19 protein-coding genes are annotated in these 26,083 nt (G+C 71.4%); 11 read left to right on the top strand and 8 right to left on the bottom strand.

The features are described 5' to 3' along the window. The first annotated feature begins 6 nt into the window (after positions 1–6). The 8 genes from gnd to ACWDGI_RS30930 all read left to right on the top strand — a co-directional run bounded on the left by gnd (position 7) and on the right by ACWDGI_RS30930 (position 11,135). Positions 7–897, top strand: coding sequence for a phosphogluconate dehydrogenase (NAD(+)-dependent, decarboxylating) (gene gnd, locus ACWDGI_RS30965; RefSeq protein ID WP_450764606.1), 891 nt, complete (start codon positions 7–9; stop codon positions 895–897). Between the two features lie 6 nt (positions 898–903). After that, positions 904–1,497, top strand: coding sequence for a histidine phosphatase family protein (locus tag ACWDGI_RS30960; RefSeq protein ID WP_450764604.1), 594 nt, complete (start codon positions 904–906; stop codon positions 1,495–1,497). A 228-nt stretch (positions 1,498–1,725) separates the two neighbouring features. Further along, positions 1,726–2,970: an ROK family protein gene (locus tag ACWDGI_RS30955; RefSeq protein ID WP_450764602.1), complete on the top strand. Its 1,245-nt coding sequence runs from the start codon at positions 1,726–1,728 to the stop codon at positions 2,968–2,970. A 19-nt stretch (positions 2,971–2,989) separates the two neighbouring features. Then, positions 2,990–4,864 carry a glycoside hydrolase gene (locus ACWDGI_RS30950; RefSeq protein ID WP_450764600.1) on the top strand — a complete coding sequence of 625 codons (1,875 nt, stop codon included), beginning with the start codon at positions 2,990–2,992 and terminating at the stop codon, positions 4,862–4,864. Between the two features lie 251 nt (positions 4,865–5,115). Beyond that, complete coding sequence (locus tag ACWDGI_RS30945; protein ID WP_450764598.1) at positions 5,116–6,381, top strand: ABC transporter substrate-binding protein; 1,266 nt, start codon at positions 5,116–5,118, stop codon at positions 6,379–6,381. A 20-nt stretch (positions 6,382–6,401) separates the two neighbouring features. Beyond that, positions 6,402–7,367, top strand: a complete 966-nt coding sequence (locus ACWDGI_RS30940) for a carbohydrate ABC transporter permease (RefSeq protein ID WP_450764596.1) — start codon at positions 6,402–6,404, stop codon at positions 7,365–7,367. Further along, positions 7,364–8,245 carry a carbohydrate ABC transporter permease gene (locus ACWDGI_RS30935; protein WP_450764594.1) on the top strand — a complete coding sequence of 294 codons (882 nt, stop codon included), beginning with the start codon at positions 7,364–7,366 and terminating at the stop codon, positions 8,243–8,245. The genes ACWDGI_RS30940 and ACWDGI_RS30935 overlap by 4 nt, the downstream gene beginning before the upstream one ends. Before the next feature lie 25 nt (positions 8,246–8,270). Next, complete coding sequence (locus ACWDGI_RS30930) at positions 8,271–11,135, top strand: glycoside hydrolase family 2 TIM barrel-domain containing protein (RefSeq protein ID WP_450764592.1); 2,865 nt, start codon at positions 8,271–8,273, stop codon at positions 11,133–11,135. 55 nt (positions 11,136–11,190) lie between these two features. On the opposite strand, the gene ACWDGI_RS30925 is transcribed toward ACWDGI_RS30930, so the two are convergent. The 3 genes from ACWDGI_RS30925 to ACWDGI_RS30915 form a co-directional block, all read right to left on the bottom strand. Beyond that, positions 11,191–13,065: an ArnT family glycosyltransferase gene (locus ACWDGI_RS30925; RefSeq protein WP_450764590.1), complete on the bottom strand. Its 1,875-nt coding sequence runs from the start codon at positions 13,063–13,065 to the stop codon at positions 11,191–11,193. Positions 13,066–13,277: 212 nt separating this feature from the next. Next, positions 13,278–15,068, bottom strand: a complete 1,791-nt coding sequence (locus ACWDGI_RS30920) for a TIM barrel protein (protein ID WP_450764588.1) — start codon at positions 15,066–15,068, stop codon at positions 13,278–13,280. Between the two features lie 110 nt (positions 15,069–15,178). Next, positions 15,179–16,060, bottom strand: coding sequence for a shikimate dehydrogenase (locus tag ACWDGI_RS30915; RefSeq protein ID WP_450764586.1), 882 nt, complete (start codon positions 16,058–16,060; stop codon positions 15,179–15,181). Between the two features lie 144 nt (positions 16,061–16,204). Here ACWDGI_RS30915 and ACWDGI_RS30910 point away from each other — a divergent pair, with 144 nt between their 5' ends. Continuing rightward, positions 16,205–16,870 carry a TetR/AcrR family transcriptional regulator gene (locus ACWDGI_RS30910; protein ID WP_450764584.1) on the top strand — a complete coding sequence of 222 codons (666 nt, stop codon included), beginning with the start codon at positions 16,205–16,207 and terminating at the stop codon, positions 16,868–16,870. A gap of 223 nt (positions 16,871–17,093) precedes the next feature. Continuing rightward, a complete protein-coding gene (locus tag ACWDGI_RS30905) occupies positions 17,094–18,455 on the top strand; it encodes an MFS transporter (protein WP_450764582.1) in 1,362 nt (453 codons plus the stop codon). A 144-nt stretch (positions 18,456–18,599) separates the two neighbouring features. Here the strand turns inward: ACWDGI_RS30905 and ACWDGI_RS30900 are convergent, their stop codons facing one another. Further along, the gene (locus ACWDGI_RS30900) at positions 18,600–18,905 is read right to left on the bottom strand and encodes a hypothetical protein (protein ID WP_360488123.1); all 306 of its coding nucleotides are present in this window, start codon (positions 18,903–18,905) and stop codon (positions 18,600–18,602) included. A gap of 266 nt (positions 18,906–19,171) precedes the next feature. Between ACWDGI_RS30900 and ACWDGI_RS30895 the strand changes: the two genes are divergently transcribed. Next, positions 19,172–20,173 (top strand): acyl-CoA desaturase, encoded by a 1,002-nt coding sequence (locus tag ACWDGI_RS30895; protein WP_450764580.1) that lies wholly within the window; start codon positions 19,172–19,174, stop codon positions 20,171–20,173. A 106-nt stretch (positions 20,174–20,279) separates the two neighbouring features. Here the strand turns inward: ACWDGI_RS30895 and ACWDGI_RS30890 are convergent, their stop codons facing one another. From ACWDGI_RS30890 to wecB, 4 genes are read right to left on the bottom strand one after another with little or no spacing between them, the layout of a single operon-like run. Then, positions 20,280–22,466: a glycosyltransferase gene (locus ACWDGI_RS30890; RefSeq protein ID WP_450764578.1), complete on the bottom strand. Its 2,187-nt coding sequence runs from the start codon at positions 22,464–22,466 to the stop codon at positions 20,280–20,282. Then, positions 22,463–24,271: a hypothetical protein gene (locus ACWDGI_RS30885; protein ID WP_450764576.1), complete on the bottom strand. Its 1,809-nt coding sequence runs from the start codon at positions 24,269–24,271 to the stop codon at positions 22,463–22,465. Before ACWDGI_RS30885 ends, ACWDGI_RS30890 begins: the two co-directional genes overlap by 4 nt. Continuing rightward, positions 24,271–24,942, bottom strand: coding sequence for a class I SAM-dependent methyltransferase (locus ACWDGI_RS30880; protein WP_450764574.1), 672 nt, complete (start codon positions 24,940–24,942; stop codon positions 24,271–24,273). Before ACWDGI_RS30880 ends, ACWDGI_RS30885 begins: the two co-directional genes overlap by 1 nt. After that, positions 24,935–26,023, bottom strand: a complete 1,089-nt coding sequence (gene wecB, locus ACWDGI_RS30875) for a non-hydrolyzing UDP-N-acetylglucosamine 2-epimerase (protein WP_450764572.1) — start codon at positions 26,021–26,023, stop codon at positions 24,935–24,937. The genes ACWDGI_RS30880 and wecB overlap by 8 nt, the downstream gene beginning before the upstream one ends. Between the last annotated feature and the right edge of the window lie 60 nt (positions 26,024–26,083).

Genomic DNA, 26,083 nt, shown 5'->3' with positions numbered 1-26,083 from the left:
TCTGACATGGCAGCCATGCAGTTGGGCCTCATCGGCCTCGGCAAGATGGGCGGCAACATGCGCGAGCGGATCCGCCGCGCGGGCCACACCGTCATCGGCTACGACCGCAACCCGGACGTCTCCGACGTCAAGAGCCTTGCGGAGCTGGTCGACAAGCTCGACGCCCCGCGCACCATCTGGGTGATGGTCCCGGCCGGCACCGCCACCCAGTCCGTCATGGACGAGCTCAAGGACCTGCTGTCCGAGGGCGACACGGTGGTCGACGGCGGCAACTCCCGCTGGACGGACGACGAGAAGCACGCCGCCGAGCTGGGCATCAAGGGCATCGGCTTCGTCGACGCCGGCGTCTCCGGCGGTGTGTGGGGCCTGCAGAACGGCTACGCCCTGATGGTCGGCGGCGACAAGGAGCACGTAGCACGGCTCCAGCCGATCTTCGAGGCGCTCAAGCCGGAGGGCCCGTACGGCTATGTGCACGCGGGCCGGGTCGGCGCCGGGCACTTCTCCAAGATGGTCCACAACGGCATCGAGTACGCCATGATGCAGGCGTACGCCGAGGGCTGGGAGCTTCTTGAGAAGGTCAAGTCGGTGGACAACGTCCGCGAGGTCTTCCGCTCCTGGCAGGACGGCACCGTCATCCGCTCCTGGCTGCTCGACCTCGCGGTCAACGCCCTGGACGACGACGAGCACCTGGACAAGCTGAAGGGCTTCGCCCAGGACTCCGGCGAGGGCCGCTGGACCGTCGAGGCGGCCATCGACAACGCGGTGCCGCTGCCGGCGATCACCGCCTCCCTGTTCGCGCGGTTCGCGTCCCGCCAGGACGACTCCCCGCAGATGAAGATGATCGCGGCCCTGCGCAACCAGTTCGGCGGCCACGCGGTCGAGTCCGCGAAGGAGTGACCGACGGTGGGGGACCTCCTTCTGGTCCGCCACGGTGAGACGGAGTGGAGCCTGTCGGGACAGCACACCAGCTGGACCGACCTGCCCCTCACCCAGCACGGCGAGGAACAGGCCAAGTCCCTGGCCCCGCTGCTCACCGGGCGAACCTGCGCACTGGTGCTGGCCAGCCCACTGAACCGTGCGATACGCACGGCGGAACTGGCCGGCCTCACCGGGGTCGTGCCAGACCCCGACCTGCACGAATGGGACTACGGCGGCTACGAGGGCATCACCACGGTGGAGATCCACCGCTCCCGCCCCGACTGGTACCTGTGGACCGACGGCGTGCCCCCGGGCCCGGCGGGCCACCCCGGCGAGTCGCCCGAGGAGATCGGGGCCCGGGCCGACCGGGTGCTCGCCAAGGTGGACAAGGCCCTCGCGGGCGACGACGGCGACGTGGTGCTGGTGGCCCACGCCCACTTCCTGCGGGTGCTCACCGCCCGTCGCCTGGGGCTGCCGCCCGCCGAGGGCCGGCTGTTCCAGCTGGCGACCGGGACGGTCAGCCGGTTGTCCGTGGAGCACGGGTGGCCCGTGATCGCCGAGTGGAACAAGACGCCGTAGGACGTCTCGTGACGGCCCGTCAGTAGCAACTGGCGGGCCGTTTGCACGTGTTGGACCGCGCCTGGCGACACCCGCCGTTCGCGCCGAGGCCCGAGCCGTAACGCGGCGAGTTTCTACGGCCCCTTTCCTAACCCCTTGTCGAAAGTCCGGCGAAGCCCATAGCCTTGCGCCGCGCCGGTGCCGTCGTACGACCGGGCCCGGTCGTGACGGGATGGGAGGGGCAGCCGCGTGAAGCGCACATCGCGTGACATCCGCACCGCGAACCGCTACGAGGTGCTGCGCCAGGTCATCGCCCGCTCCCCCACCTCCCGGCAGACGCTGGCCGCCGCCACCGGACTGAGCGTCGCCACGGTCGCCACGCTCGTCGGTGAACTGCTCGACCTGCGGATGATCACGGAGGTCGGTTTCGAGGACTCCGCGGGCGGCCGCCCCCGGGGGCTGATGGCCGTCAACACGGCGGGCGGCGCGCTGATCGGCGTCGACATCGCGGAGACCTACGTCCGGGTCGAGCTGTTCGACCTGGGGCTGAACGTGCTGGCCCGCGCCGTGGAGGACACGCGCCCCGGCGAGCACCGGCCCGAGCAGGTGGTCGGCCATGTCGCCGCCGCCGTGGGCTCGGTGGTCGCCCAGGCCGGGGTGGAGGGCGCGCGGGTGCTGGGCGTCGGGGTGAGCGTGCCGGGCCAGGTCGACCGGAACACCGGTACCGCCGAGTACGCGCCCAACTGGGACTGGCACGACGTGCCGTTGCTGGATCTGCTGGCCGAGCACATCGCCTACCCGCTGTACCTCGACAACCCGTTGCGGGCGAGCGCGGTGGCCGAGCTGTGGTTCGGGGCCGCACGCGGGCACGAGAACGCCGTGGTGGTGAACCTCGGGACCGGGGTGGGCGCCGGACTGGTCCTGGGCGGCGGGCTCTACCGGGGGGTGAGCAACAGCGCCGGGGAGTGGGGGCACACGACGCTCGTGCTGGACGGCCGGCTGTGCCACTGCGGCAACCACGGCTGTGTCGAGACCTACGTCGGCGCTCCCGGCATCATGCTCAACCTGCGCGAACTCAGCCCGAGCAGCACGCTGTTGCACCCCGAGGACCAGACGGCGACCATCGACGCCCTGGCCCACGGGGCCGGCGTGGGCGATCCGGTGGCCGTCAAGGTGGTCCGCGACACGGCCCGCCACCTGGGCGCGGGCGTCGCGGACCTGGTGAACCTGTTCAACCCCGAGGTGGTCGTGCTCAGCAGCTGGGTCGCCAGGAAGCTGGGCACACCGCTGCTCGACGAAGTGCGCGAGGCCGTCCGCCGGCACGCGCTGAGGCGGCCCTTCGCCGCCACCGAGATCGTGCTGTCCCCCGTCCCCACCGACCCGGTGTGCCTCGGCGCGGCCACGTTCGCGCTGGAGGGCGCCCTGCAGTCGGTGGGGCAGCGGACCCCCAGACGCACCACCCCCGCAAGGAGCCGTACCGCACCACCTTCATGACGACGGAAGGGATGCCGTTTTGAACCGCACGACCCGTAGGAAGAGATCGGTCCTCGCCGCGGCCACGGCGGCGGCCGTACTGACCGTCACAGGGGGTCTGATCAGCTCCCCGCACGCGAACGCCGCCGACACCCCGGACACCACCGGCGGCGCCGGCACGGCCCCCGCGGAGGTCTCCCCGCATGCCGCCCAGACCATCGACGACATCGGCGCCTCGGGGGCCTGGTGGGTCAACGACCTCCAGCACTTCTCCCCCAAGGTCCAGGCCAGGGTGGCGAAGCTGCTGTTCTCGAAGCAGGGCCTGGACCTCAGCTCGTACCGCTACAACATCGGCGGCGGCGGAGTGGCGGTCACCACCCCGGCGCGCGTGGCCGAGGACTTCCTGAACGCCGACGGCTCGTACGACTGGAGCAAGGACAAGGGTGGGCAGACCTTTCTGAAGTACGCCGCGAAGTACGGCGTCGAGGACCTGATCGGCTTCGTGAACAGCGCGCCCGCCCGGTGGACCACCGACGGGCAGAGCTGCGGCGGCCGGTTGAAGGCGGAGGACGAGAACGCCTACGCCGGGTACGTCGCCGAGGTCACGGACCACCTCGCCCGCCAGGGCGTGAAACTGGACTACATCAGCCCCTTCAACGAGCCGGACAACGACTTCGGCTCGTGCGGCCAGGAGGGCATGCAGGTCACGGTCGACCAACGCGACGACATCGTGAGGGCGCTGGGAGCCGAGCAGCGGGCCCGGCACCAGAGGACCGGGATCATCGCCGACGAGTCCAGCAGTACCGTGCAGTTCACCACCGAGGTCCCGCAGTGGCTGTCCCGGCCGGACACCGCGCAGTACGTGTCCAGGCTGGCCCACCACACCTACAACAACCCGGGTGACGGCCAGCTGGGCAACGTCTACGAGACGGCGAGGACGGCCGGCAAGGCGTCCTGGGCCTCGGAGATCTGCTGCTTCGGCAAGGGCTCGACGGGCTGGAACCAGGAGTACGACCCGACCATCGACAACGCCCTGCTGATGTCCCGGATCATCTACAAGGACTTCGCGAGCTCCCACGACTCCGCCTTCCAGTGGTGGGTGGCCCTCGCGAGCGGGTACGGCAGCGACCCGGACACCAGGAACGACGAGGGCTGGAACGACGGCCTGATCTACTACGACCCGGGCTACGCGACGAACGGCGACCAGACGCTGTACTTCACGAAGCGGTACTACGCGCTCGGCCAGTACAGCAGGTTCGTCAGGCCGGGCTCGGTCGCGCACAACGTGACCGGCGCGCCGGACGGGGTCGAGGTGTCGGCGTACGACCGGGACGGCAGGTGGGTCGTGGTGGTCAACAACCAGAACACCACGGACACCCCGCTGAGCCTGCACTTCAACGGCAAGACGCCGAAACGCGCCAGGGAGGTGGTACGGACCTCGGCCACCGAGGACTGGGCCGACGTCGACAAGCCGAAGGTGAGTTCGGGGACGGTCTCCGCCACCCTCGCCGCCCGCTCCGTCACGACCTTCGTCTTCGACCAGAAGGGCCACGGCAGTTCGGCCGTGACCGGCGCGCTGGTGGGCAGACAGTCCGGCAAGTGCCTGACGGCGGACGCCTCCGGGGCTGCCATCGCCACCTGCACGGGCGCCGGCGACCAGTCCTGGTCGTACGACGCGAAGGGCGCCCTGAAGGGCGCGAACGGCTACCTGACGGCTTCCGGTTCGGGTCTGACGACCACCGCCGCCTACACCGGTGAGGCGGGCCAGCGCTGGCTGCTGAACGCCAACGGCCAGATCCTCGGCGAGGCGTCCGGCAAGTGCCTGGACGTGAGCGGGCAGGCCACCGCCGACGGCGGCAAGGTGATCCTCTACAGCTGCACCAGTGGCGCCAACGAGGCCTGGACCAGGCAGTAGCCGCACCGCTCCGCACGAACCGAGGGCCGCCGGCCACCCCCGGACTCGGCGGCCTTCAACTCCCCCTGCCTTCCGGTCCGTTCGTGATTCCGAACCAGGTGCAACGTTTCGCGCAGACTTCGTCCAACCTCTTGCCGAAGTATTAGCCGAAGGTTAACGTCCCGCACCGCAGCGCAATTCCAGCCATCTGGCTTCCGGGGTTCCCCACGGCCGTAGAGCCGCAGCCGCACTCGACAGACAAGGACGTCAGCATGTCGGCACTCAGCAACAACAACTGGTCCCGCCGGTCCCTCTTCCGGGCGGCCGCGGGCATGGCCGCGGCCGGCACGCTGGCCGCGTGCGGCGGCAACAACGGGCGGGGCGGGGGCTCCGGGTCGGGCAAGCAGCTCACGCAGATGTTCCACGCCTACGGCGAGGCGGGCACCGAGCAGGCGATCAAGCGGTACGCCGCCGCCTACAAGGGAGCCGACGTCACCACGCAGTGGATCACCAGCTCCGACTACGAGAGCAAGCTCTTCGCCACGCTGCTCACCAAGGGCGCCCCCGACGTCTTCGAGTTCCATCCGCAGATCCAGATGGTCAAGAGCGGTCAGGTCGCCGACCTGAGCGACCTCATCGACCCCGTCAAGGACGACTTCAACCCGGCCGACATCAAGTCGCACACGGTGGACGGGAAGATCTACGGCATCCGGATGATCGACGACCCGCAGTTCTTCTTCTACCGGCCGTCGCTCTTCGAGAAGGCGGGCGTCAAGGTCCCGGAGACCCTCGACGAACTGATCGAGGCCGCGGCCAAGCTCACCACCGGCAAGACCAAGGGCCTGTACCTGGGCAACGACCTGCACGCGATCATCAGCCCGCTGATCTGGTCCGCCGGTGCCGACACGCTCGACGACAAGAACGAGATCGCGTACCACACCGACGGCGTCGTCGAGGGCCTGAAGAAGCTGCGCAAGCTGTTCACCAGCGGCGACCTCCTCCTCGGCGCCCCGACCGACTTCTGGGACCCGTCCTCGCTCAACCAGGGCCTGTGCGCCATCCAGTTCTGCGGTATGTGGGCCATGCCGCAGTTCCAGAAGGTGCTCGGCGACGACCTCGGGGTCTTCCCCTTCCCGAAGACCGTCGACTCCGGCAAGCAGTCCGTCTACAACGGCGGCTGGTCGATGTTCGTCAACGCCAAGGGCGACAACGTCGACGCGGCCAAGGAGTACGTCAAGTGGCTGTGGATCGACCAGAAGAAGTACCAGGAGGACTGGGCGACCTCGTACGGCTTCCACATCCCGCCGCGCACCTCGATCGCCGCGACGGCCACCAAGCTCAAGTCGGGCCTGCCCGCGGAGGGCGTGAAGCTCTTCAACGAGTTCGGGCACTTCGACAACATCAGCTGGACCCAGGCGATGATCCAGGGCACATGGGACCTGCTCTCCAACTGCGTCCGCAAGGACGGTGACCCGGAGAAGGCGCTCGACCAGTGCGACAAGACCGTCAACCGCGAGCTGAAGAAGCTCTTCGGATAAGTCGCGGACGGACCGGAACCATGTCGACGACCACGACGCGCGACCTCGCCAACCCCGCCCACGCGCAGGCCTCCCCGGCCAAGCCACGGCGGGGCCTGCGGGGCGGCCGCACCCTCAGCTTCTGGCTCTTCGTCAGCCCCTTCCTCATCGGGCTGATCGTCTTCGTCTACGTGCCGATCGGCTGGAGCATCTACCTCAGCTTCTTCGACGCACGGTTCACCGTCACGCCGGACAAGTTCATCGGCCTCGACAACTACACCTACATGCTGACGGACCCCAAGTTCGTCGGCTCGCTCGGCACCTTCACCGTGTTCGCCGCGTTCATCGTGCCGACCACCTGGGCGGTGTCGCTGGGCCTCGCCCTGCTGGTCGACCGGATCCGGTTCATGCGGGCGTTCTTCCGGTCGGTGTTCTTCCTGCCGACCGCGTGCAGCTATGTCGCCGCGTCCATGATCTGGAAGATGTCCCTCTTCAGCGGGGTCCGCTTCGGCCTGCTGAACACGGTCCTCGGCTGGTTCGGCATCGACAGCGTCGCCTGGCTGGCCTCCCCCAGTCCGCCCTGGTACTGGCTCGTCATCGTGACGCTCCGGCTGTGGCTGCAGTCCGGTTTCTACATGATCCTGTTCCTGGCGGCGCTGCAGAACATCCCCGGCGAGCTGTACGAGGCCGCCGCCATCGACGGCGCCAAGCGGGGCTGGCAGACCTTCCGGTACATCACCCTGCCGCAGCTGCGAGCCACCTCGACCGCGGTGGTCCTGCTGCTGCTCATCGCCGCGTACCAGGCCTTCGACGAGTTCTACAACCTGCTCGACAAGACCACCTGGGGCCGGCCGCCGCTGGTCGAGCTGTACGCCACCGCCCTGGGCACGTCACAGGACTACGGCGCCGGCAGCGCGGGGGCCGTCATCCTGACCCTGCTGATCATCGTCGTCACCCTGTTCCAGGGCAAGCTCATGGGCTTCGGAAGGGGGGAGGAGTCCAAGTGACCACCACCACGCCCGGCACACACAAGTCCGCGCCCTCGAAGGGACGGCGCGGCGGCGGAGTGATCGGCAACACCGGCCTCTGGATCGCCACCGGGGTCGCCACCCTGCTCTTCCTGGTCCCGTTCTACGTCCTGGTCCGCAACGCCCTCACCACGGACACCGCGATCACCGGACCGAGCTGGCAGTTCTTCCCCACACACCTGCAGTGGGGCAACATCAAGGAGCTGTTCGACGACCCGCAGGTCGACTTCGCCCAGTCCATGTGGAACTCGCTGGTCGTCGCCGTCTCCATGACCGCCGGCATCCTGCTGGTGTGCTCGCTGGCCGGCTACGCCCTGGCCCGCATCCCCTACAAGCACGCCAACAAGATCTTCTACGTGGTCCTGGGCACCCTGATGGTCCCGACCTCGGTGACCTTCGTGCCCAGCTTCGTGCTGGTCTCCTCGCTGGGCTGGGTGGACACCTACCGGGGTCTGATCATTCCGGGCCTGTTCAGTGGTTTCACCTGCTTCCTGTTCCGGCAGTACTTCCTGGGGTTCCCGAAGGAACTGGAGGAGGCGGCACGCGTGGACGGGCTCGGCTACTGGGGCGCGTACTGGCGCGTCGTCGTACCCAACTCGCTGAACTTCTTCGCGGCGATCGCCACCATCACCTTCATCAGCGCCTGGAACGCGTTCCTGTGGCCACTGGTCATCGGTCAGGACCCGGGGGCGTGGACCGTCCAGGTGGTGCTCTCGTCGTACATGACCAACCAGACGGTCGTCTTCCACACGATCTTCATGGCCACCGCCATCTCCATCCTGCCCCTGGTGTTCGTCTTCCTCTTCCTCCAGCGCTGGCTGGTGCAGGGGATCGCGCAGACCGGCATCAAGGGCTGACCCGCTTCGAACGACCTGGAGACCGATGTCTTTCCGAACCTCCGCCACCGACTACGTCGAGGACGTCTCCCCGGGCGCAGGCGCCCTGCCGCCCCGCGCCCGGTACCCACGCTCGGACGCCGGGTCGCTGTCGCTGAACGGCAGTTGGCGCTTCCGGCTGTCACCCACGGCCGACGCCGAGGACGACGCGTTCGCCGCGCCGGGGTACGACGCCGGCGGCTGGGCGGAGGTCTCGGTCCCGGGCCACTGGGTGCTCCAGGGCCATGGCGCACCGATCTACACGAACCACCTCTACCCGTTCCCGGTCGACCCGCCGAGGGTCCCGACCGAGAACCCCACCGGCGACCATCTCCGCGTCTTCGATCTGCCCGAGGGCTGGGACCCGACCGACGGCGGGGCGGTCCTCCGCTTCGACGGGGTCGAGTCCTGCGCCCGGGTCTGGCTGAACGGCACGGACATCGGCGAGTTCAAGGGCTCCCGGCTGCCGCACGAGTTCGCGGTCGGCCACCTGCTGAGGCCGGCCGGCAACGTGCTCGCCGTGCGGGTCCACCAGTGGTCGGCCGGCTCCTATCTGGAGGACCAGGACCAGTGGTGGCTGCCCGGCATCTTCCGTGACGTGACGCTGCTGCACCGCCCGGCGGGCAGTGTCCTGGACTTCTTCGTCCACGCCTCCTACGACCACCTCACGGGCGAGGGCACCCTGCGCGTCGACTCCGATGTCGACGGGCGGGTGTCCGTGCCCGCCCTGGACATCGATGTCGCGACCGGCGAGCCGGTGACGGTCCCGGTCGAGGCGTGGACGGCGGAGACCCCGAAGCTGTACGACGGGGTGCTGGCCACCGAGGGCGAGCGGGTGCCGTTGCGGATCGGCTTCCGGACCGTCGTCCTCGAAGACGGGCTGATCAAGGTCAACGGGCGGCCTCTCCTCTTCAAGGGCGTCAACCGGCACGAGTGGCACCCCGAGCGGGGCCGCGCCCTCGACCTGGAGACCATGCGCGAGGACGTGCTGCTGATGAAGCGGCACAACATCAATGCGGTCCGCACCTCCCACTACCCGCCGCACCCGGACTTCCTCGACCTGTGCGACGAGTACGGCCTGTGGGTGATCGACGAGTGCGACCTGGAGACCCACGGCTTCACCGAGCAGGCCTGGCGGGACAACCCGGTCGACGACGACCGCTGGACCCCGGCCCTGCTCGACCGGGCGGCCCGGATGGTGGAGCGCGACAAGAACCATCCGTCGGTGGTGATCTGGTCGCTCGGCAACGAGGCCGGCACCGGCCGCGGCCTGACCGCGATGGCCGAGTGGATCCACGGCCGGGACGCGTCGCGGCTCGTGCACTACGAGGGTGACATCGACTGCCGGGACACGGACGTCTACTCACGGATGTACGCCGACCACGCCGAGGTCGAGCGGATCGGCCGGAAACTGGACGGCGGTACCCATCGGCGTCGTCAACTCCCCTTCATCCTCTGCGAGTACGGGCACGCGATGGGGAACGGTCCCGGCGGCCTCGCCGACTACCAGCGGATCTTCGAGTCGTACGACCGGATCCAGGGCGGCTTCATCTGGGAGTGGATCGACCACGGCATCGAGGACGAGCGCCACGGCTACGCGTACGGCGGCGACTTCGGCGAGGAGCTGCACGACGGGAACTTCGTCTGCGACGGACTGGTCTTCCCCGACCGGGAGCCCTCCCCCGGGCTGTTGGAGTACAAGAAGGTGATCGAGCCCGTCCGGATCGAGGGCGACGGCGCGGACGGGACCGTACGCGTCACCAACACGTACGACTTCGCCGATCTGTCCGCGCTGGACTTCGAGTGGTCGTACCAGGTCGGCGGCGAGACCGTCGAGTCGGGCCCGTTGGCCGTACCCGCTCTGGCGGCCGGTGAGTCGGCCGAGGTGAAGCTGCCGGAGCCGCCGGTCGCCACCGGCAGCGGCGAGACGCAGTGGACGGTACGGGCGATGCTGGCGGCGGACACCGGCTGGGGACCGCGGGGGCATGTGGTCGCCTGGGGTCAGTTCCCCGTCTCGGGGCGGCAGTTGCCGTCCTTCGCCGCCTCCGCCGGACCGGCGGTGTCCGGCGACGGGTCGATCACCCTCGGCCCGGCCGCCTTCGACGCGCGCAGCGGGGCGCTGCGGAGCATCGGCTCGGTGGCGGTGACCGGACTCCGGCTGGACGTGTGGCGGGCGACGACCGACAACGACGACGGCGCGGCCTGGCAGAGCGACGTCCGTCACGGCGCCCTGTGGCGGAAGTTCGGTCTGCACCGGATGCGGCACCGGCTGGACGCGGTGGAGCAGACCGCCGACGCCCTGACCGTGCGCACCCGGGTGGCGCCCGCCGCCTGGGAGTTCGGGCTGGTGACGGTCTACCGCTGGACCACCGACGGCAGCCGTCTCCGGCTCGCCGTCTCGGTGACTCCGGACGGCGACTGGACGGTGCCGCTGCCCCGGCTCGGCGTCCGCTTCGGGCTGTCGGCGGCCGACCGGGTGCGGTGGTTCGGCGGCGGCCCGGGCGAGGCGTACCCGGACACCAAGACGGCGTCGGTGGTGGGCCGTTGGCAGTCGACGGTGGACGACCTGCAGACGCCGTACCTCCGTCCGCAGGAGAACGGCGCCCGCGCGGACGTCCGTTGGGCGGAGCTCGGCGGACTGCGGATCGAGGGCGACCCGGAGTTCTGGTTCACGGCCCGCCGCTGGACCACCGAACAGCTGGACGCGGCCACTCACCGCGGCGACCTCGTCCCGGGTGACACCGTGTGGGTGAACCTGGACCACGGCCAGCACGGCATCGGCTCGCAGTCCTGCGGCCCGGGCGTCCTGCCGCCGTACCGACTCCACGCCGGACCGGCCGAGTTCTCCTTCGTGTTCTCGGACATCGGCTGATCCGCACGGCCCTGGAAGGCCCCGGACCGTGCGTGGTCCGGGGCCTTCGGGCTGCTCAGCGACCGTGCCCGGCGGCCCCGCAGCGGTACAGGGTGTAGCGCGCGACATGGACCGGTGAGCAGTGCCCGATGGCCCAGCGGACCAGGGCCCGGCCCGGGGTCTTCGCGCCCCGGGCGCGGTGGGTCAGGTCGGCCGCGGAGAGCAGGACGTAGCGGAGCCGGCCGGTGTCGATCAGGTGGTGGAAGGTGCCGGGCGCGGGGTACGGCACATGGGCGGTGAAGCCGCCGAGCGGGAGGACGGAGGCGTTGTCCGAGAGGATGTACGGCGCCGCCATCTGCCAGCGGGGCACGGCGGCCAGGTAGCGGGCGCCGTCGCGGTGGGCGGTGAGGTAGGCGAGGACGCGCTGCTGGGCCGGGTTCAGGGCGGAGGCGCCGTTGCGGGTGGCGATGGAGCCCGGTCCGATCCGGCCGAACCCGCCGGGCTGGTTGTAGCGCAGGGAGGTCGCGGACACGGACCAGACCGTGGGCACGACCAGGACCGCGGCGAGGGCCACGGCCAGGGCGGTCCGGCGCGGAGGCGACCCGCCGACGGCGAACATGACCAGCGCCGGCAGGGACAGGACCGCGGCGACAGCGACCGACCAGCTGAAGAAGCGCGGGAAGTACAGGGTGAGGGCCGCGCACCAGCCGACGTTGACGGCGAGGACCGCGCACAGCACGCTCCGGCGCCGTACCCGGGTCACGGCCGTGGCGGCCAGGGCCGACAGGCCGACCGCCACCACGCCCATGTAGTAGGTGTGGCCGGTCACGCTGCCGAAGCTGAAGACCAGGAAGAACGTCACCAGCCAGACTCCCCAGAGCAGGTATCCGGCCACGAAGGGATCGGTGCGCTGCGGGCGGCGGCGCCACAGCGTGACCAGCCCGGCGGCCAGGCCCAGCGCCGCCAGTGGGTACAGCCAGCCCGTCTGACTGGCCAGCCCGGGGCTGAACATCTTCCAGACGCTGTCCCCCATCCCCACCGAAGCCCTGCCGTGCGCCCGGTCGGCGACGATGCTGCCGGTGCCCGCCGCGTCGATGCCCAGCGCCTGGAAGCGGGTCAGGAAGTTGTAGCCGACGACCAGGGCGATCGGCGAGTTGTCGGTCGTGCCGTCGAGGTAGGGGCGGGCGGCGGCCGGGGTGAGACCGGCGGCCAGCATCCAGGACAGGGAGACCACCAGCATGACCGTCCCGGACACGGCGAGGTCCCGGATCCGGCGGCGCAACGTGGTGGGAGCGGCCACCAGATAGGTCACGGCCAGCGCGGGCAGCACCGCCCAGGCCTCCAGCATCTTGCACTGGAAGGCCACCCCGACCCAGACGCCCGCCAGGACGAGGGTGCGCAGCCGGGCGTGGGCGGTGGCCCGCTGGGTGGCCTCGGCGGCCAGCAGCAACAGCAGGACGAACGGCGCGTCCTCGGTGACCGAGCGTCCGAGGCCCACGGTCACCGGGGTGAGCGTGAGGAAGGCGGCGGCCAGCAGCCCGGCGGGTACGCCGGCCCAGCGTCGTACCACCACGTGGAGCAGGACCACCGAGGCCACGCCCTCCAGTGCCTGCGGGACCACCAGGGACCACGGGTGGAAGCCGAGGACCAGCGCCGACAGGGCCTGCGGCCACAGGAAGCCGGGCAGCTTGTCCAGCGTGATGGAGTTGCCCGGGTCGAACGAGCCGTAGAGGAAGGCGACCGGGTTGTCGGTCATGCTGCGGACCGCGCTCGCGTAGAAGGCGTGGTAGGCGCTGTGCCAGATGCCCCAGAAGAAGAGCAGCGCGGCGACGGTGGCGATGCCGGCGAGGATCGGGCGCTCGTAGCGCTGGGTACGGGTGCGCGCCCGGTCCGGCGAGGGCGGCGGCCCCTCGGCACGGACGAGCGGCTCGGCGCTGACAGGGCTCGGCATCGCGGACGGCCTCCAGGACTCCCGGTGTCCAGGACTTCCAGAACGCCCTGGACTTCTCCGGCCTCTAGGACGACTGGATCTCGACGAACGTCACATCCGGAATGTCAAGGAACATTCAGGATGTTCGTGAGTATCGGACGTGGAAGCCGTAAGAATCCTGAACCCCGCCGGTGTCTCACCGGCCTCTCACTGCACGCTCACCCGGCACCGGTTCAACGGGCCGGCCGCCCGGCGTGCTGGGCCGCGAGCCGCACCGGCGCGTTCTGGGCGCCGTAACCGCGATACCCGGGATCCCGCTCGACGAGTTCGAAGAACACCCGTCCGACCGTCCGTGTGTAGCAGTGCCGGAAGCCACCGCCCGCGTCCCGGTCGTAGAGGATGCCGAGGTCGCGGTACGTCTCCAGCTCGCCGTCGGCGAACTCGTACCGGGCGGCGAGGTCGTCGTGGTAGTTGGCGGGGATCGGCAGCAGAACGCCACCGGCCGCCCGGAAGGCACGGGCGGCGGCGACCACGTCCGCGACGGCCAGGGCGATGTGCTGGGCGTGCAGGGTGTCGTCGGCCGGGGCCGCGCCGACCCCGAGGGCGATCCGGACGCTGCCGTCCGCGTTGGTGACGGCCCGGGAGCGCAGCAGCCCGTAGGGGTCGGCGACGTCGACGCTCTCCTGGGCGTGCAGGCCGAGGACGCTGCGGTGGAAGAGGGTCGCCTCGTCGAACTGGTGCCAGGGCTGGGTGAGCGCGAGGTGGTCGAGGTGCGCCGGGCCCGGCACCGGCTCGTGCGGCACCTCGGCGAAGTCGGCTCGCCAGTCGAGGAGTTCGGGGGCATGGCCGGTGACGCAGAAGAACAGTTCGGTGCCGTCGGGGGCGGCGACCGCGTCGAGTGGGGCGTCCTCGGGGGCGCGGCGGCGGGGCAGCACGGGGGCGAGCAGGGCCTCGGCGCGGCGGGCGGCGGCCCGGGGATCGGGTGACTCCAGGCCGATCGCGGCGAGCCCGGTGCCGTCGCGGCGGGCGGCGGGACCGGTGTTGACCAGGATCCGGGCCTCGCCCTGCTCCCACAGATCGACCGGCTTGCTGCGATGACGCGCGGTCCGGGCGAAGCCCAGGGCACCGAGCAGCGCCGAGACCGGTTCGGCGTCCGGCGTGACGAGTTCGGCGAACGCGACCCCCGTCGGCACGACCGGCGCGGGCAACTCCCCCACCCCGACGGCCTCCTGGAGCACCAGCAGTGAACGGTGCGCGTCGACGGCGGTCGGTCCGGCCTCGGCCTGCCGGAAGACGTCGTTGAAGACTTCCAGGGAGAGCGGCCCGTCGTACCCGGTCCGCAGTACGTGCCGGACCAGCCCGGCGACGTCGAAGCCGCCCTGCCCGGGGAAGCACCGGTAGTGACGGCTCCACTGGAGCACGTCCATGGCGAGCAACGGGGCGTCGGCCAGCTGGAGGAAGAAGATCTTCTCGCCGGGGACGGCCTCGATGCCCTTGGGATCGGAGCCACGGGACAGGATGTGGAAGCTGTCGAGGCAGGTCCCGAGGGCGGGATGGTCGGCCGCCTCCACGATCCGCCAGGCATGGTCGTACGTACTGACGTGCCGCCCCCACGCGAGCGCCTCGTAGGCGACTCGGATGCCGGACTCCTGGGCGAGCGCCGCCAGTCGGGAGAGCTGTTCGGCCGCGAGGTCGTCGTCGTCGATCCCGAGCGGGGAGACGGAGGAACAGACGAGAACGGTACCGGCCCCCAACTCCCCCATCAGCTCGAACTTGTGCCGGGCGCGACGCAGATTGCGCGCGAACTCGTCGGCGGGGACGGCTTCGACGTCCCGCATGGGCTGGTAGAGGTCGACGGTGAGCCCCAGATCGGCGCACCGGGCCCGTATCTCGCGGGGCGGGAGGGGGCTGGCGAGCAGGTCGTTCTCGAAGATCTCCACGCCGTCGAACCCGGCCCGGGAGGCGGCGGTGAGCTTCTCGGTGAGTGACCCACTGAGCGAGACGGTCGCGATTGAAGTGTGCATTGCGGCATTCCTCACGTGTTGTGCGACGCCCCTTCCTTTGGGGGCGCGGCGCTGTATCGACATGCGGCTCCGCCGCCCGGGCGCGACCAGCCACAACCGGTCCGCACGAGTCACACGACCTGCCCGGCCGAGTTCTCGGCCAACTCCGCGATGTCGGCGAGCATCCGACCGCTGTCGGGCTCCCTCCCCGTGAACAGCCGAAACGCGTCCACGGCCTGGAACACAGCCATCCCGCCCCCGTCCAGCACCGCGCACCCCGCCGCTCGGGCGACCCGCAACAGCTCGGTCTCCAGCGGCCGGTACACCACCTCGGCCACCCACAGCCCGGGACGCAGCAGCTCGGCCGGCAACGGAAGCCCAGGATGCGCGGCCATCCCCGTAGGCGTCGCATGCACCAGTCCATCGGCATCGGCCAGCAGCCCCGCCAGCCGGTCCGGCGTCGCGGCGACCGCCCGCCCTTCGCCGAAATACCGGTTCAGAGAGCCCGCGAGATCCGCGGCCCGGTCGGCGAGCGCGTCCACGACAGTGACCCGCTCGGCCCCCAGCGTCAGCGTCGCGTGCGCAACCGCGGCCCCCGCACCCCCCGCGCCCAGCTGCACGACCCGCTCCAGCGGAGCGTCCCGCAGCCCCCGCGCGAAGGACGCCGCGAACCCGGTGACGTCCGTGTTGTGGCCGACCGCCCTTCCGCCGGCCTCGAAGACCACCGTGTTGACCGCGCCCAGCGCCTCGGCCTGCGGGTCGAGCGCGTCCAGGTGCTCGATGACGAGCTGCTTGCAGGGGTGGGTGATGTTGAGCCCGTCGAAGCCGAGGTCACGCGCGGCCCGCACCAGATCCCCCACGGCCTCGGGCTCCACGCCCAGCACGTCGATGTCGATCAGCCGGTACAGGTACCGCAGGCCCTGCCGCTGGGCCTCGCGCTCGTGCAGGGCCGGGCTGAGCGACGGTCCGACTCCGGAGCCGATCAGTCCGACGAGAAACGAGTCCTTGGCCACGGGGACCTCCTGAGCTGAGCTCTAATGTACGAACTAGTACGTTAGCTATATCAGGCGGACCGCCCTCCGGGAAGACCCTGGCCGCCGGGCCCGGCCCGCCTTCTAGAATCTCCGGCACCGGAGCCGTACTCCCGAAGGAACCCGATGACCAGCGTCGAAGAACCGGCACAGACCAACGGGCGGACCCGTGACGCCGCCCGCACCCAGGCCGAGATCCTCGACGTGGCCACGCAGGAGTTCGCCCGGGCCGGCTACGACGGTGCCCGCGTCGACGAGATCGCGGCCCGCACCCGCACCACGAAGCGGATGATCTACTACTACTTCGGCGGCAAGGAACAGCTGTTCACGGCGGTCCTGGAGCGGGCGTACGGCGTGATCCGGGAGGCCGAGCAGCAGCTGGACGTCGAGCATCTCGACCCGGTCGCGGCGATCCGCCGGCTCGCGGAGCTGACCTTCGACCACCACGAGCAGCACCCGGACTTCATCCGCCTGGTCAGCATCGAGAACATCCACGGCGCCGAGCACATCGCGGCCTCCGAGAAGCTCGGCAGGATCGGCTCGCCGGCCCTTGAGGTGATCCGCCGGATCCTGGGCCAGGGCCAGGAGTCCGGCCTGTTCACGGCGGACGTCGACGCGGTCGACCTGCACGCGATGATCAGCTCGTTCTGTTTCTTCCGGGTCGCGAACCGGGCCACCTTCGGCGCCCTGTTCGGCCGTGACCTGGTGGACCCGGCACAGCGCGCGCACTACCGGACCATGCTCGGCGACATGGTGATCGCCTACCTCACCGCGGAGCGTGCGGCGGGCTGACCCCCCGTGGCGGGGCGGCGGCCCGACCGCGGCGGGCGGGGAACCGCACGGCCTCTTGACAGCGGGGAAACACGAGCGCAACATCCCTACCCATCGCGACTAACTATCCAGTGGGTTAATTAGCCCCCGCCCGCTGGGTCCGCCGACCCGTCATCCCTGGGAACCGGCCCTCTCCCCCGCCGCTCTCTCCGCCTACGTCGGAGTTCTCCGAAGGAGCACCGCCGTGTCCGTCCCCGCCCCGCCCGCCGCCACCGCCGTACCACCCGGCGGCCAGGCCAGGAAGGCCGCTCTGGCCGCCTGGATCGGCAGCGCCCTGGAGTACTACGACTTCTTCGTCTACGGCAGCGCGGCCGCGCTGATCTTCCCGAAGGTCTTCTTCGACGAGTCGGACCCGGCCACCGCCACCCTGCTCTCCCTGGCCACCTTCGGGGTCGCCTACGCGGCCCGCCCGGTCGGTGCCCTGTTCCTCGGCCACTTCGGGGACCGGGTCGGCCGTAAGAAGATCATGCTCTTCACGCTGCTGCTGATGGGCCTGTCGACGTTCCTGATCGGCTGTCTGCCGACCCGCGCCGAGGTGGGCGGCCTGGCGCCGGTGCTGCTGGTGCTGTGCCGGGTGCTGCAGGGCGTCTCGGCCGCCGGCGAGCAGGCCAGCGCCAGTTCCATGAGTCTGGAGCACGCGCCGCCGGACCGGCGCGGCTTCTTCACCAGTTTCACGCTGAGCGGCACCCAGGGCGGTCAGTTGATCGCCACCCTCGTCTTCATCCCGGTCTCCCGGCTGCCCGAGGACCAACTGCTGTCCTGGGGCTGGCGGGTGCCGTTCTGGCTGAGTGCCGCGGTGGCGGTGGCCGGCTGGTTCATCCGCCGCACGGTCCAGGAGACGCCGGCCTTCGCGCGGCAGGCGGCGACCGACGGTGTCGTACGGCTGCCGCTGGTGACGCTGCTGCGGCACCACTGGGCGGACGTCCTGCGGGTGATCGGGGGCGCGCTGATCGCCTCGGTGAGCACGATCTTCACGGTATGGGCGCTGGCGTACGCGACGAGCGACTCGGTCGGGATGTCGAAGACCTCGATGCTGTGGGTGAGCGCGCTGGCGAACCTGGTGGCGCTGGGCGCGATCCCGGCGTGGGCGACGCTGTCGGACCGGATCGGCCGACGGCCGGTGTACCTGATCGGCGCGGTGGGCAGCGCGGCGGCGATGTCCGGCTACCTGTGGGCGATCTCCACCGGCTCCTACCCGCTGGTCCTGGTCCTCGGCGTCGTGGCCTTCGGTGTCGTCTACAGCGCGGCGAACGGGGTCTGGCCGTCCTTCTACGGCGAGATGTTCTCGACCCGGGTACGGCTGTCCGGCATGGCGATCGGCACCCAGATCGGGTTCGCGGTGGCCGGGTTCGCGGTGACCTTCGCGGCGCAGATCGCGGGTCCGGGCGGAGACGACTGGTCGGCGGTGGCACTGTTCACGGCGGCGTTGTGCGTGCCCCCGGTCGTCGCCGCCCTCTCGGCACGCGAAACCCACGAACTGGCCACGGAGGACCTCGGCGCACACACCCCCCGGGAGGCGTCCCGCCCGGAGACGGTCACTGCCTGAGCCTCCTCGCGGGTGCCCTCCAGACGGTCACGGCCGGAACCTCCCTCGCGGGCGCCCCGGTGCCGGTCACGGCCGGAACCTCCTCGCGGGCGCACGAAGCAGGCGTACGTCCGCCCGGACCGGGGTCCGGGCGGACCGGGGCCGTCAGCCTTCGGCGGCCTGCCGGATCAGCGGCTCGAACTCCCGCCGCACATAGGCGTCGAACGGCTCCGACAGCGCCCCGTCGATCACCCGCCGCACCTGGTGACCTGCCGCGAACTCCTTGATCCGGGCGCGGGATTCGGGCCCCACTCCGCCACCGATGATCAGCACCTCGAACTCCCCGGTGGCCAACAGCTTCCGGGCCTCGTCGTCGGTGCTCACCCCTTCCGCGTCGAAGCCGTCCGCACGCAGTGTGGCCAGCACGGCCGTCACCCTGGCGGGCGTCCTCCCGAGTACCAGTGTCCTCATGGCCGTTCCCCTCCCGTACATCGGCGTCAGCACTCCCGACCCTAGAACCTCAACCGGACTTGAGATCAAGCGTTCCCCCGCGGACGGGCGACGGCGATTTGGTCCCGTGCCGTTCACACCCTGGACATGAGCGATGACCTGCGGGGATGCCCTCGGGTGCGATCGTGTGGCATAGGCCGCCGAGCATGCTGCACAGCGCACGCGTGCGTCTTCTCCCGGTCGGTCCGGCACCGTGTCCGACACCCTTGAGCAACGGCGGGGAACCGATGAACCCGAGCAGAACCGACCGTCCCGAACAGGTCGTCACCGAAGGCGACGCCGACACCGCGGCCGGGGTCAGGCCGCTACTCGACGCCCCGCAGACGGCGGCCGCGGGCATCGCGATGTGGATCTTCGTGGTCGGCCCGCTGATCGGCCTGGTCGTCGCGGTGCCGCTGGTGTGGGGGCGGGGCCTGTCCGCGCTGGACGTCGCCATGGCCGTGGTCGCCTACCTGGTGTCCGGCTTCGGTCTCACGGTCGGCTATCACCGTCTCTTCACGCACCGCTCGTTCAAGGCGAAGCGGGGTCTGCGCATCGCCCTGGCCGTCGCGGGCTCGCTGGGGGTCGAGGGCTCGCCGGTGCAGTGGGTCGCCAACCACCGCCGCCACCACGCCTTCGCCGACCGCGAGGGCGACCCGCACTCGCCCTGGCGCTTCGGCACCGACACGCGTGCGCTGCTCAAGGGGCTGCTGCACGCGCACATCGGATGGATGCTCAAGCGTGAACTGAGCAACCGGGACAGGTTCGCGCCCGACGTCGCCGCCGATCGCGACCTGCGGCTCGTCGGCCGGCTCTTCGGGCCGCTGACCGCCGTGTCGCTGCTGGCTCCCGCGCTGGTCGGCGGGCTCGTCACCGGCACCTGGGCCGGCGCGCTCACCGGGTTCTTCTGGGCCGGCGTGATGCGGATGGCGCTGCTGCACCATGTCACCTGGTCGGTGAACTCGGTCTGTCACGTCGCGGGCAGGCGCCCGTTCGCCAGCCGGGACAAGGCCACCAACTTCTGGCCGCTCGCGCTGCTCTCCTTCGGCGAGAGCTGGCACAACTCGCACCACGCCGACCCCACGGGCGCGCGCCACGGTGTGCTGCCCGGCCAGATCGACCCGTCGGCCCGCCTGATCCGGATCTTCGAGAGGCTGGGCTGGGCGTACGACGTCCGGTGGCCGAGCGCGGACCGTCTCAGCGCCCGCCTGCTGCCCGAACCGGCCGCCCAGCAGGAGTCCGCGGCCTGACGCCGCGCAGCGAGGACCCCGCCCACGGCAAACCGCTGAGGGCGGGGTCTTCGGGCCTCCTGCCCGGGAGGATGCGAACGGGCAGGCTGCTCGGGGAACACGTGGCTCAGCCGGACACCAGCAGCTCCGTCCACTCCTTCGCCACCCGTTCCAGCGAGAAGCCCTCCCGAACCTGGCCGCGGGCCGTTTCCCCGGCCGACCGCCAGTCATCCTGCTCACCCAGTCCGGCGATCGACTCGGCCATCGCCTCCGGGGTGTCGTGGATCCAGCGCCGGTCGTAGATCTCGTCGGCGCCCGGCCACGGGAGGAGCGCGGGCACCGCACCGGAGGCCATGCCCTCGGCCGGGGCGAGGTGGAAGCTCTCGTCGTCGCTGGTGGAGAGCACATGGCCGATGCGGCGCAGCCAGTTCGGCACGTCCGGCCCGAACTGGTCGAAGACGACGGCCCCTTCGAGCAGCGGTGAGGTCTGCATACGGCGCAGGATCGCCTCGTAGTGGGCGCGTTCCTCCGGCTTGTTCCAGATCCACCAGTACTCCCACGGCGGCTTGGACTTGACCGAGAGGTGCCAGCGCCGGTCGTGGGCCCGCAGTACCTCCAGGACGTCGAGGCCGAGGTCGAGGCGTTTGCGGCTGGGCGCGATGCCGATCATGCCGAGACGGTGCCGGGCGCCGGGCGCCTTGGGCCGGTCGAGCTGGTCGACGTCGACCCAGTTGCCGATCGTGGTGATCTTCGAGGCGGGCCAGCCGGTCCGCTCCCGGGTGCTGCGGGCGTAGTAGGGGCTGACGCAGACCACGTGGTCGACGGCGTCGATGTCGACCTGCTGCGGGTAGCCGGCGTCGAGTTCGAAGCGGTGCAGGCGGACGATCAGCCTGCTGCCGCGCCGCTTGTGGCGGCTGTACCAGACCGCCGCCGGGCCGCACCACTCGACGACCACCACATCGGCCCAGTCGGCGAGTTCACGGCTCGCGGCCGGGTCGTGCCGGGCGAGCGCGGGCCAGGCGTCGACGCGTACGTCGAGACCGGGCAGGGCGCGGAAGTGGTCGAGCAGCCGGGTGAGGAACTTCAGGTCGTGGCCGGCCACCCCGATCCGCAGCGGGCGCCCGCGGCCCGCGACGGCGGCCGGCGCGACGGGGAAGGCACCGTCGAGGTGGGCACGCCAGCGGGCGGCCGCGGCCTCCATGGTGTACTGCCGGGCGGCGGCCGCACACCGGTCGGCCGCGAGACGTCTGGCCTCGGCGTCGCGTACGGCGACGGTGACCGCGTCCACCGCGTCCGCGAGGGCCGCGTCGCCGGGCACGAACAGCGGGTAGTCGGTGCCGAGCAGCGCCTCGTGCGCGGGGGTGCGGTTGAGCACGACGGGCAGGCCGAGAGAGCCGAACTCCAGCACCTTGGTGGAGAGTTCGAGGCTGGCGTCGAGGGAGGCGTCGCGCCAGCCGAGGCCGAGGTCGCAGTCGGCCGCGATGCGCATGGCCTCCTCGCGGGGCACGCCGCCGTGGTGGAGGACCTCGGGGGTGGTGTGCAGCGCCTCGGCCATGGCGGTGTCGAAGCCGGGATGGGCGGCGTCCTTGTGGATCTTGTCGCCGACGGCGTGGAGTTCCGCCCGGATGCCGCGTTCGGCGAGCCGCGCGGGCAGCCGGGTCATGGGCAGGGTGTTCCAGCGGGGCGCGAACTTGCCGGTGTAGACGAGGCGCACCGGGTCGTGCAGTCCGTCGCGCTGCGGGACCGGGAGGCCGGGTTCGGGCACCGCGGGCGGGCAGAGCACGGCCCGGCCGCAGGCCTCCGGCACCCAGGCCTCCAGGAAGCTGCGCAACTCCTCGGTCTGGCAGAGGAGTTGCCGGGAGGCGTTGGCGATGCGGACGAGGTCGACGCGGTCCTGTTCGGTCATCTCGGCCGGGGACTGCGGGATGTCGGTGAGGTAGGCCCAGATGCGTCCGTGGAAGTGACCGTCGCCGACGATCTGCTTCACCAGCCGGCGGCCGCGCAGCACCAGCAGGTCGCAGGGCTCCTCCTCGTCGAGGCGGGCGAGCAACTGCGAGGCCTGGTAGGGGGACAGGGGGTGCGCGCCCTGGCCGGGAACGAGGTGTTCCTCGTACGGGCGGACCACGGTGACCCCGGGCAGTCCGGCCAGCGGGTCGGTCAGCCGGCCGGTCTCCACGGGGGCCTTGAGGACGAGCCGGGTCCGGCAGCCCGCGCGGGACAGCGCCTGCACCGTCGACTGGGCCCAGACGGCGGATCCGTCGATGAGGTTGAGGTCCACGTCGCCGTAGACGAGCGCCCTGAGGGTGCGGGTCATGACGGCTCCTTTCCACGCACGGCGAACAGGCGGTGCCCGGCCCGCGACCAGGTGTCCGGTGGGGTGCCGGTGTCAAGCAGCGACCGGCGGACGAGCAGCGGTTTCAGGGTCGGTACGAAGGCGTAGTCGTCGGCGGCGGGGGTGTGTCCCACCGCGTCGGCGCCCGAGAACTCCTGGGCGCAGAGCAGGTCGAGCAGCAGGGTGTCGGGGCGGTCCTCGGTCAGGTCCGTCCAGTCGGCGACCCAGGGTGCGGTGGGCGGTCCTGAGTGCACGGTGACGGAGGCGGCGGTGAGTTCGCCGAGGTCGAGCCCCGCCGGGTCGGCGACGACGACCTCGGAAGGCCGGTGCAGCTGACCGAGGGTCTGGGCTACGAGCCGGGCGACGTCGGTGGCGTCCCGGGGGGCGGCCAGTACGGCGACCCGGCGCTCGGCCGTCGGGGCGGGGGCGCCGGCCAGCTCCGCGAGGCGGGCCAGCCGTACCCGGGTGCTGTCCTGCTGGAAGACGTCCCGGAGCCGGTCGCGGCCGTCGGTGACCGGGTCGAGGCGGGAGAGCGCGGTCCCGGTGTCGCCGTCGAGGACGGCGTCCCAGGGCAGTTGGGACAGTCCCGGTGCCAAGGACGCCGGGCCGTCCCGCCACAGCACCGCCGCCCGGCCCAGTCCCCGTGCCTGGCCGATCAGTTCGGCGAGGCGGCGGTCCAGGTCGGGGGCGTGTCCGGTACCGGTGAGCGTCCAGGGGCCGGCCTCGGCGGTGCAGGCGCCGAGCTGCACCAGGAAGACGTCCGGGTCGGTGCGCTCGACCAGCAGCCGGCCGTCGTGCGGCAGCACCCGGCTGACCACGGCGTCCGCCGCGAAGTCGGCGGCGGTGCGGTCGGTCAGCACGCCGGTGATCACCAGCCGGTCGCGGGGGGCCACGGACAGCGCGCGGTGGGAGAGGTAGAAGCGGTCGTCGGCGGGCGCCTCCGGTGCCGGGGCGGCGCTCGCGGCCCGTGCCGGCCGCCCCTTGACCTTCCGCTGCCGCCACAGCCCGTACAGCTCTCCGGGCAGCCTGGCCGCGCCCCGCTTGGGTGAACGGGCCGCCGACACCAGGGCCTTGCCGACCCGCAGTGAGGTGGAGCCCTCCAGCATGGCCACGCGGGCCTCGAGCACGCCGGTCCGTTCCCGGGCCCCGCGCAGGGCGGAGGCGAGCTGGTCCTTGTCCCGCAGGGCGGTGGCCAGCCGTTCGGCCAGGCCGTCCTCGCGGCCGCTCTCCAGGGCGCGGGCGGTCTCCTCGGCCGCCCGCTCCAGGTCGATCAGGCGGGCCCGCTGGGAGCGGGAGACGAAGTCGGCGAGGACGTACTCGTCGGCGATCCGCAGGGCCGTCGCGAAACCGTCGGCCGGCAGCGGGTGGCCGAACCAGTCGTGCGGCGGCAGGAGTTCCTCGGTGCAGGCGAAGACCGCGCCGGCGTGCAGATGCGTGTAGCCGAGCGCGGCGGCGTGCAGCACCTGGCAGCGGTGGGCCACCAGGGCGTCGAGGAGCCGGTGGTAGGGCAGGTCGGTGCCGGGGTGGCCGAAGACGATCAGGCCGCGGCCGCCGGGCCGCATCCGTTCCAGTGCGGCGAGACAGTCCGCCTCGTCGCCGTGCAGGGCGGGGTCGGGGCCGTAGCAGAGAAGCATCAGCTCCCCCTCGCCCACCGGCTGTTCGTGCCGGGTCGAGTCGACGCCCGGCGGGAGGTGCAGATAGGGGTCAAGACGCAGGCCGCCGCTCGTCGCGTCCACGACCGAGGTCACGTCGTCCAGGTGCGGGTGGAGCAGATCGGTCAGGCGCATCAGCGGGTCCTCGTGAAGACATGGAAGCCGACCCGGTTCTCGCGGAAACCGTAGGGCCGGAAGAGGGAGTGGCTCAGGCCCAGGGGCTCGAGTTCCTTGCGGTAGGCGGCGATCGGCCGGTGCACGATGTAGTCGCCGCGCGGGACGGGCTCGTCGGTGTGCTCGTCGGTGACGATCAGCCGGCCGGTGATGCGGACCAGCGAGGCGAGGTTGCGCAGGCCGGCCGCCCACTCCGCGTCGTCCAGGACGTGGAAGAGGACGTCCACGCACATCACCACGTCGTAGAGCCAGGGGCTGCGCCACTCGTCGAGGGCGGCGAGGGCGTAGCGGGGTCCGCCGCCCTCGGCCCGGGCCTGGACGACGGCCTCCTCGCTGGCGTCGAAGGCGTCCACGTGGTGGCCGCACCGGGCCAGGGCGCGGGCGAAGTGCCCCTTGCCGCAGCCGGCGTCGAGCACGAACAGCGGGGACGCCGGGCTGGACAGGTCGCCGATCAGGGTGAGCAGCTGGCCGAGCCGTACCGCGTAGAAGATCTCGTTGCCGGGCCGGTCCAGGCCGATGTGGCCGCCGGAGGCGAGGTCGTCGCGTTCGCGGTGCCGGGTGTCCCAGTAGGTGCGGACGGTGTGCCCGAGGGTGCGGGAACCGTCGGGGCGGGTGCGGGTGGCGTCAGTCATGGCGCTCCAGCCACTCGGTGAGGACGCGGGCGATGCGGGGGCCGGCCTTGCCGTCCCACAGCGGCGGGCCTTCGGGGTCGGCCGCCGGCGGTCCGTCCAGGACCTTGCGCAGGGCGGGCACCAGTTCGCCGTGGCTCACCAGGCGGTTGGTGCCGTGGGTGACCGTGACCGGGCGTTCGGTCGTGGTGCGCAGCGTCAGACAGGGGACGCCCAGCACGGTGGTCTCCTCCTGGACCCCGCCGGAGTCGGTGATCACGGCGGCGGCGCCCCGGACCAGGCCCATGAACTCGACATAGCCGAGCGGTTCGAGCAGATGGATGCCGGGCGCGTCGGCGAGGCCCGCCTTCCGCAGCGCCTCCCGGCCGCGCGGGTGCAGGGGCACGGCGAGGTCGAGGTGGCCGGCCGCCTCGGTCAGGGCGCGGGCGGCGGCCGCGGCGGCCTCGGGGTCGTCGACGTTGGCCGGGCGGTGCAGGGTGACCACGCCGTACCGCTCGGGCAGTGCGTGGGCGGCGCGAGCGGCGGCCGGGTCGAAATGGTCCAGATGGGTGAGCAGGGTGTCGATCATCGGGTTGCCGACGAGGTGCACCCGGCCCGGGTCGACGCCCTCGCGGGCCAGGTGTCCGACGGCTTCCGGGCTGGTCGCGAAGTGCAGCTCGGCCAGCTGGTCGACCAGGCGCCGGTTGACCTCCTCGGGCATCGCCATGTCGAAGCTGCGCAGGCCCGCCTCGACATGGGCCACCGGGATGCCCAGCTTGGCGGCGGCCAGCGCCGCGGCGAGGGTGGAGTTCACGTCGCCGTACACGACGACCAGGGCCGGGTCACGGGCCAGCAGCTCGCCCTCCAGCGCCACCAGCAGGTCGGCGGTCTGCCGGGCCTGGCTGCCGGAGCCGACGCCCAGGTCGGTGTCCGGGGCGGGCAGGCCCAGCTCCCGGAAGAAGATGTGCGACATCCGTTCGTCGTAGTGCTGACCCGTGTGCACCAGGACCTGGTCGTGCCCGGTCGCGCGCAGGGCGGCGACCACGGGCGCGGCCTTCACGAAGTTCGGCCTGGTCCCTACGACATGGAGTACGCGGCCGTTCATGTCGTACGTTCTCCGCTCTGTCGGCCTACCTTGACGACATGGCCCGACTTCTGTTCCGTC

It is taken from the genome of Streptomyces sp. NPDC001220 (genome assembly GCF_053597895.1).
Note: the sequence above shows the minus strand (reverse complement) of the source record. Positions and strands in the feature narration are given on the sequence as shown.

Excerpts from the sequence above, each read along its gene's own strand:
- ACWDGI_RS30940 (WP_450764596.1), top strand. The coding sequence starts at position 6,402 with ATGTCGACGACCACGACGCGCGACCTCGCCAACCCCGCCCACGCGCAG.
- wecB (WP_450764572.1), bottom strand. The coding sequence starts at position 26,023 with ATGAACGGCCGCGTACTCCATGTCGTAGGGACCAGGCCGAACTTCGTG.
- ACWDGI_RS30880 (WP_450764574.1), bottom strand. The coding sequence starts at position 24,942 with ATGACTGACGCCACCCGCACCCGCCCCGACGGTTCCCGCACCCTCGGG.
- ACWDGI_RS30900 (WP_360488123.1), bottom strand. The coding sequence starts at position 18,905 with ATGAGGACACTGGTACTCGGGAGGACGCCCGCCAGGGTGACGGCCGTG.
- ACWDGI_RS30895 (WP_450764580.1), top strand. The coding sequence starts at position 19,172 with ATGAACCCGAGCAGAACCGACCGTCCCGAACAGGTCGTCACCGAAGGC.
- ACWDGI_RS30910 (WP_450764584.1), top strand. The coding sequence starts at position 16,205 with ATGACCAGCGTCGAAGAACCGGCACAGACCAACGGGCGGACCCGTGAC.
- ACWDGI_RS30885 (WP_450764576.1), bottom strand. The coding sequence starts at position 24,271 with ATGCGCCTGACCGATCTGCTCCACCCGCACCTGGACGACGTGACCTCG.
- ACWDGI_RS30920 (WP_450764588.1), bottom strand. The coding sequence starts at position 15,068 with ATGCACACTTCAATCGCGACCGTCTCGCTCAGTGGGTCACTCACCGAG.
- ACWDGI_RS30945 (WP_450764598.1), top strand. The coding sequence starts at position 5,116 with ATGTCGGCACTCAGCAACAACAACTGGTCCCGCCGGTCCCTCTTCCGG.
- gnd (WP_450764606.1), top strand. The coding sequence starts at position 7 with ATGGCAGCCATGCAGTTGGGCCTCATCGGCCTCGGCAAGATGGGCGGC.
- ACWDGI_RS30930 (WP_450764592.1), top strand. The coding sequence starts at position 8,271 with ATGTCTTTCCGAACCTCCGCCACCGACTACGTCGAGGACGTCTCCCCG.
- ACWDGI_RS30890 (WP_450764578.1), bottom strand. The coding sequence starts at position 22,466 with ATGACCCGCACCCTCAGGGCGCTCGTCTACGGCGACGTGGACCTCAAC.
- ACWDGI_RS30925 (WP_450764590.1), bottom strand. The coding sequence starts at position 13,065 with ATGCCGAGCCCTGTCAGCGCCGAGCCGCTCGTCCGTGCCGAGGGGCCG.